6 protein-coding genes and 1 pseudogene are annotated in these 6194 nt (G+C 71.0%); 6 read left to right on the forward strand and 1 reads right to left on the reverse strand.

Features of this window, described 5'->3' with window-relative positions; translation table 11 throughout:
* Positions 1-175: 175 nt before the first annotated feature.
* From AB0C34_RS31315 to AB0C34_RS31340, 6 genes and pseudogenes are all read left to right on the forward strand, one after another.
* A pseudogene (locus AB0C34_RS31315) lies at positions 176-865 on the forward strand (NAD(P)-dependent oxidoreductase); the annotation flags it as partial.
* A gap of 41 nt (positions 866-906) precedes the next feature.
* The gene (locus AB0C34_RS31320; protein ID WP_357081002.1) at positions 907-1449 is read left to right on the forward strand and encodes an ATP-binding cassette domain-containing protein; all 543 of its coding nucleotides are present in this window, start codon (positions 907-909) and stop codon (positions 1447-1449) included.
* On the forward strand, positions 1446-2249 hold the full coding sequence (locus tag AB0C34_RS31325) for an ABC transporter ATP-binding protein (protein ID WP_357081005.1): 804 nt from the start codon (positions 1446-1448) through the stop codon (positions 2247-2249). The genes AB0C34_RS31320 and AB0C34_RS31325 overlap by 4 nt, the downstream gene beginning before the upstream one ends.
* A gap of 5 nt (positions 2250-2254) precedes the next feature.
* Positions 2255-3136, forward strand: a complete 882-nt coding sequence (locus tag AB0C34_RS31330) for a branched-chain amino acid ABC transporter permease (protein ID WP_357081008.1) — start codon at positions 2255-2257, stop codon at positions 3134-3136.
* Positions 3133-4443, forward strand: coding sequence for a branched-chain amino acid ABC transporter permease (locus tag AB0C34_RS31335; RefSeq protein ID WP_357081011.1), 1311 nt, complete (start codon positions 3133-3135; stop codon positions 4441-4443). The genes AB0C34_RS31330 and AB0C34_RS31335 overlap by 4 nt, the downstream gene beginning before the upstream one ends.
* A 5-nt stretch (positions 4444-4448) precedes the next feature.
* Complete coding sequence (locus tag AB0C34_RS31340; protein ID WP_357081014.1) at positions 4449-5732, forward strand: ABC transporter substrate-binding protein; 1284 nt, start codon at positions 4449-4451, stop codon at positions 5730-5732.
* A gap of 263 nt (positions 5733-5995) precedes the next feature.
* On the opposite strand, the gene AB0C34_RS31345 is transcribed toward AB0C34_RS31340, so the two are convergent.
* Positions 5996-6194 (reverse strand): hypothetical protein (locus AB0C34_RS31345; RefSeq protein WP_357081017.1); only part of this gene is annotated, 199 nt, incomplete at its 5' end.

A 6194-nucleotide genomic window follows, 5' to 3' on the forward strand; every position in this document is an offset into this window, starting at 1 on the left:
CCCGCCCCACGCAGCGCCTCGTCGTGGTGCACGCGCGCGACCTGCCCGAAGGGTTCTGACCCGCGCCCGCCACGGGCGGCCCGTCGTCGGCCTGCGTCCCACCTGCCGTCCCAGCAGGCGGGACGTGGGCCCGATCCGTTTGTCGCTACCGCTCCCCCTGGCGCACCATGGGTGCGTGCAGCGAGCCCTTCTCCTCGAGAACGTCCACCCCACCTCCGTCCCGATCCTCGAGTCGGCCGGGTACGAGGTCGACTACCGCAAGGGAGCGCTCGACGAGGACGAGCTCATCGCGGCGCTCGACGGCGTCCAGCTCCTGGGCATCCGGTCCAAGACCGAGGTGACGGCGCGCGTGCTGGCCGAGAGCGACAGCCTGGTCGGCGTCGGCGCCTTCAGCATCGGCACCAACCAGATCAACCTGACGGCGGCCGCGCACCGCGGCGTCGCGGTGTTCAACGCGCCGTTCTCCAACACCCGCTCCGTGGTGGAGCTGGCGATCGCGGAGATCATCTCCCTGACCCGCCGCATGACGGAGCGCGACCGCGCCCTGCACGCGGGCGTGTGGGACAAGTCGGCGGACGGCTCGCACGAGGTGCGCGGCCGCACCCTCGGCATCATCGGCTACGGCAACATCGGCTCGCAGCTCTCCGTGCTCGCCGAGAACCTGGGCATGTCCGTCGTCTTCTACGACACCGCGGAGAAGCTGGCGCTGGGCAACGCGCGCCGCCTGGAGACGCTGGACGAGCTGCTGGAGACGGCCGACATCGTCACGCTGCACGTGGACGGCCGCTCCGGCAACGCCGGCCTCTTCGGCGAGAAGCAGTTCGCCCGCATGAAGCCGGGCGCGATCTTCCTCAACCTGTGCCGCGGGTTCGTGGTCGGGACCTGCTCGCCCTTCCGCCGCACACCGTGGCCGGGCGCGGCATCGCCCGCACCTTCCAGAATCTCGGCCTGTTCCCGCGGCTCACGGTCCGGGAGAACGTCATGGTCGGCGCCCACAGCCGGGGGCGCACCGGACACCTCGCCGCGGCGCTCCGGCTGCCCCGCGTCCGGCGAGAGGAGAGGGAACTGAGTGACCAGGCGGACGACCTGCTACGGCGCCTCGACCTGGCGGACATCGCCGACCACCCCGCCTCCGGGCTGCCGTTCGGCACGCTCAAACGCGTCGAACTCGCCCGGGCCCTCGCGGTACGGCCGCGGCTGCTGCTGCTCGACGAACCCGTCAACGGGCTCAGCCACGGCGAGGTCGACCAATTCGCAGATCTGGTCCGGTCGGTGCGCCAGGACTTCGACCTCACCCTCGTGGTGGTCGAACACCACATGGGTTTCGTGATGGGCCTGTGCGACAAGGTGGTCTGCCTCGACTTCGGCCGCAAGATCGCCGAGGGCTCGCCCGAGGAGATCCAGCGCGACGCGGCGGTCGTCGAGGCGTACCTGGGGGTGGCCGCATGAGCGAGCCCACCTCCGACCCCACCGAGTCCGCGGAGAGCGTGGAGCCGGACTTCCTGAAGGTCTCCGACCTGCACGCCGGATACGGCCAGGCCCGCGTGCTCCAGGGCCTCGACTTCTCCGTCGCCCGCGGAGAGGTGTGCGCGATCCTCGGGCCCAACGGCGCGGGCAAGACCACGATGCTGCGGGCCCTGTGCGGCATGGCCCGCGGCCGAGGCTCGATCACCCTGAATGGTACGGAGCTGCTGGGCCGCTCGCCCGAGCAGGCCGCCCGGCTCGGCGTGGCGCACGTGCCCGAGGGCCGGGGCACCTTCAACGAGCTGAGCGTCGAGGAGAACCTGCGCATCGGCGCCCACCTGCGCACCGGTCTCCTGCGGGGCCGTGCCGAGCGCGCGGCCGTGGCGGCCGACCTGGAACGGATCTACGGCTACTTCCCCAAACTGCGCCAGCGGTCGGGTCAGGCCGCAGGCAGCCTCAGCGGCGGGGAGCAGCAGATGCTCGCCATCGGCAGGGCGCTGATGCTGCGGCCCTCGCTGCTGCTCCTGGACGAGCCGTCCCTGGGGCTCGCCCCGCTGGTCACCCGCGAACTGTTCGAGATCGTCCGTGCCGTCAACGAGGAGGAACGCACCACCGTGGTCGTCGTCGAGCAGAACGCCCAGCTCGCGCTGGACATCGCGCACCGGGCGCACGTACTGGAGGCCGGCCGCCTGGTGCTGTCCGGACCGGCTCAGCAGATCCGCGAGGACGGGCAGGTCGCCGAGGTGTACCTCGGTGTCTTCGTCAGCGCCCGGAAGACCGGGTGAGTGCCGTGACCGAATTTCTCCAGCAGATCGTGGAAGGGCTGGGCTCCGGCGCGGTGTACGCCAGCCTGGCGCTGGCCCTGGTGCTGATCCACCGGTTCACGGGGATCGTCAACTTCGCGCAGGGCGAGCTGGCCATGCTCTCCACGTACGTCGCCTGGCAGCTGGTGGCGTCCGGGATGCCGTTCTGGCTGGCGTTGCCGGTCACCCTCGCGGTGTCCTTCGCCGGCGGCATGCTGGTCGAGCGGATCGTCATCCGCCCCGTGCAGGGCGCACCCGAGCTGACCGTGGTCATCGTCACGGTCGGCCTGTTCATCTTCGTCAACGCGCTGGCCGGCCTGATCTGGTCGTTCACCGTGAAGGACTTCCCGCAGCCGTTCCCCGACGGCGGGCTCGACCTGGCCGGGGTGCGCGTGGACTGGTCGACTCTCGGGATCATCGGCGTGGTGGCCGTCGTCATGGGCCTGCTGTATCTGCTGTTCCAGCACACTTCCGTCGGCCTGGTGATGCGGGCGGTCGCCTGCAACCCGGCCTCCGCCCGGCTGTCGGGCATCCCGGTGGGCCGAGTTCTGATGCTCGGCTGGGGGCTGGCCGCCACGGTCGGCGCCCTGTCGGGCGTGCTCGTCGCCCCGTTGCTGTTCCTGGAGCCCAACATGATGGGCGGAGTGCTGATCTACGCGTTCGCCGCAGCCACCCTCGGGGGCTTCGACAGCCCCGTGGGCGCGGTCGTCGGCGGCCTGTTCGTGGGCGTCGCCGAGACGCTGACCGGGGCGTACGTCGATGTGGTCGGCGCCGATCTGAAGGTGGGCGTTCCCCTGGTGATCATCCTGGCGGTGCTGCTTGTACGGCCCCAGGGCCTCTTCGGACGGGCGGCGGTGGAACGCGCATGAGCACGATCATCGCAACACTCGGCACGGACCGCGCCCGGCGCCTGCGCGCCGCGGTCACCGTGCTGCTCGCGGCGGCGGCCGCCGCCGGCGCACCGTTCTACTTCGCCCCCTTCCAGGTCTTCCAGCTGACCATGGTGCTCCTGTACGCCGTGGCACTGGCCGGTCTGAACCTGCTGGTCGGCTTCGGCGGGCAGATCTCGCTCGGGCACGGCGCGTTCTTCGCCGCGGGTGCCTACACGGCGGCGGTCATGCTCGGCCGGTACGACACCGGGCACCTGGCCACACTGCCCGTCGCGGCCGCCGGATGCTTCCTGCTGGGCCTCGGGTTCGGAGTGCCCGCCCTGCGGCTGCGCGGACTGTACCTGGCCCTGGTCACCCTCTCGTTCGCGGTGTTCCTGCCGCCCCTGCTCAAGCGGCTGGAACCGGTGACGGGCGGCTCCATGGGCCTGACCGTGGACAAGCTGCAGCCGCCCGCGTGGAGCGGGCTGGCCGAGGACCAGTGGATGTACTTCGTCGTCCTCGCCGTCACCGCGGTGGCCCTGCTGCTCGCCCGCAACCTGCTGCGCTCCCGGGTCGGCAGGGCACTGCTTGCTGCGCGGGACAACGAGAGCGCCGCCGAGGTCATGGGCGTACGGCTGTCGCTGCACAAGACCCTCGCCTTCGCGTGGAGCGCGATGTTCGCGGGTGTCGCCGGGTGTCTGTACACCTGGGTGATCGGCTTCGTCTCGCCCGACTCCTTCAGCTTCGTTCTGTCCATCATGCTGCTCGCCGGCCTGGTGGTCGGGGGGCTCGCCTCGCTGTACGGGCCCCTGCTGGGGGCGGCGTTCGTGATGTACGTGCCGAGTGTGTCCCAGGACCTGAGCGAGGCCGCTCCGGGAGTGGTCTTCGGCCTGCTGATCATCGCGGTGATGTTCGTGGCCCCGACGGGGCTGGCCGGTCTGCCGGCCCGTGTCCGGGCCGCTGTCGTCCGTCGCCCGACCCGCACCGCCGCCGCCCTCGACCGGACGCCCGAGGCGGACTCCGTGCCTGAGGCTGCCTCCGAAGCCGAGGCGGACTCCGTGCCTGAGGCTGCCTCTGAACCCGAGGCGGACTCCGTGCCTAAGGCTGCCTCTGAACCCGAGGCGGACTCAGCGGCTGAGGCTGCCTCCGAACCCGAGGCCGAATCCGTGCCCGAGGCCGAATCCGTGCCTGATCCGCAGCCGAAGTCCCAGGCCGCATCCGACCCCTCCGCGACCCTCACCCCTGCGGACCCCGCAGTTGTCGACGCCGAACCCGTGGGCGCACCGCCCCGCACGGAAAAGGAATGAATCACATGCGCAAGACCACCGCTCTGCGGGCGGCAGCGGCCGCGGCCGCTGCCGCCGCCCTGCTCACCGCGACCGCCTGCGGCAGCCAGCGAGGCCAGGACGACAAGGGCACCGCCGCCGACGGTGCCTGCAAGGGCCAGCAGACCACCGGTATCACCGACACGACCATCAAGCTGGGCGGGATCTACCCGCTGTCGGGACCGGCCTCCGCGTACGGCACGATCAGCAAGGGCGTGGCTGCCCACTTCAAGTACGTCAACGCCCACGGTGGCATAGACGGCCGCAAGGTCGAGTTCGTCGTCCGCGACGACGGCTACCAGCCGCCCAAGGCGGTCGAGGAGGCCCGCAGACTGGTCGAGCAGGAGAAGGTCTTCGCCGTGTTCCAGACCCTGGGCACGCCGTCCACGGCAGCCGTGTGGGACTACCTGAACAAGCAGAAGGTGCCGCAGCCCTTCGTCGCCACGGGCGCCTCCGTCTGGGGCACGGACGACAAGCACCCCTGGACCATCGGGTGGCAGCCCAACTACGTCGCCGAGGCACGGGTGTACGCCAAGTACCTCAAGGACGCGAAGCCGAAGGCCAAGGTCGCGGTCCTCTACCAGAACGACGACTTCGGCAAGGACCTGCTCGGCGGATTCCAGCAGGCCGTCGCCGGCAGTGGCATCAAGGTGGTCGCCAAGGAGAGCTACGAGGTCACCGCCCCCTCCGTTTCCGCGCAGATGGCCAACCTTGCCCGCTCCAAGGCGGACGTGCTGCTCAACATCACCACGCCCAAGTTCGGCAGCCAGGCACTCGCCGCCGATGCCAAGAACACCAAGTGGAACCCGCTGCACATCGTGAACAACGTGGCCTCGTCCGCCGCCGTGCTCCAGCCCGTAGGGTTCAAGAACGTCCAGGGCGTGGTCTCGGCGACCTACTTCAAGGACCCCGCCGACCCGCAGTGGGCGAACGACCCCGAGATGAAGACGTACACGAACGCCATGCACAAGTACGCCCCCGACGCCGACCCGGCCAACCAGTTCAACGCCTACGGCTGGGCCGCCGCCTCCAGCCTGCACCAGGCCCTGGACGCGATGAAGTGCCCGACCAGGGAGGGTCTGCGGGACGCGGTGCGCAACCTGAAGGACGTGAAGGTGAACATGCTGCTGCCCGGGGTCACCCTGTCCACGGGCCGCGGCGACGCCTTCCCGATCGAGACGATGCAGCTGATGCGGTTCAAGGGCGAGCGGTGGCAGCTGTTCGGCAAGCCGGTGGACACCCGCGAGGAGTTCGGCCCACTGGCGAAGTAAGCCGGCGGGGGCGGTGCCCGGCGGGACCCCCCCCGCCCCGAGTACCGCCCCCGGGGCCGTTAGGGCCCCCCCGAACGCCGACGACCCCGGGGCGTGACGAACCACGCCGGGGGGGGCGGCCCGGGCCGGCACCGCCCCCGCCCTGTCACCGGCGCCCGGAGCATTGCGCGCGCGCCAGTACGCCGACGACCGGAGGCGTGTCTGGTCCATCGGGGGGGGGATGGCTCAACCAGGCGGATCCACGCCCGGGATCACTCGACGTGTCACACCGTGCGCGCGTCGGCTCCCTTGCGGCCCGGAGGTGTGATGAGCGGCAGCTCGCCGCCCGCCCGCCACGCGCACGCGGTCACCGACCGCACCACCCCGCAGAGGTCTCTCGGGGTTCGGGCTCGCCGCCGGCGCTGTTCATCGTCGCTCGCTTTCGTGCGGAAGGCACCGGTGGCTTGAGCCGCATCAGGCTCC

This window comes from Nocardia sp. NPDC049220 (assembly GCF_040647855.1).
Taxonomy (GTDB): domain Bacteria; phylum Actinomycetota; class Actinomycetes; order Mycobacteriales; family Mycobacteriaceae; genus Nocardia.

What these genes read in the sequence shown, in the direction of transcription:
- AB0C34_RS31340 (WP_357081014.1), top strand. Translation starts at nt 4,449, where the DNA reads ATGCGCAAGACCACCGCTCTGCGGGCGGCAGCGGCCGCGGCCGCTGCC.
- AB0C34_RS31335 (WP_357081011.1), top strand. Translation starts at nt 3,133, where the DNA reads ATGAGCACGATCATCGCAACACTCGGCACGGACCGCGCCCGGCGCCTG.
- AB0C34_RS31325 (WP_357081005.1), top strand. Translation starts at nt 1,446, where the DNA reads ATGAGCGAGCCCACCTCCGACCCCACCGAGTCCGCGGAGAGCGTGGAG.